General features: G+C 51.5%; 1 pseudogene. It reads left to right on the top strand.

The features are described from left to right. A pseudogene (locus tag Q4563_RS23065) lies at window positions 1-231 on the top strand (tRNA pseudouridine(38-40) synthase TruA); the annotation flags it as partial.

The following is a 231-nucleotide window of genomic DNA, read 5'->3' as shown; positions in this document are numbered from 1 at the left end:
AGCCAATACCGTCAGGCACTGCAATATGAGCAGTTAACCTGGTGGCGTTATCCGTTGGATGCCGACCGTATGCATCAGGCTGCCCAGTTGTTGTTGGGTGAACACGACTTTTCTTCTTTCCGGGCCAAGGATTGCCAGGCCAAAACCCCAGTCAAAACCATGCACCGTATCGAAGTACGGCAATGGGGTAATCTGATTATGCTGGAGCTGGAGTCAAGCGCGTTTCTATAC

The sequence above is a fragment of the Gilvimarinus sp. 1_MG-2023 genome (assembly GCF_030548285.1).
This window is presented reverse-complemented; position numbering and strand designations above follow the sequence as displayed.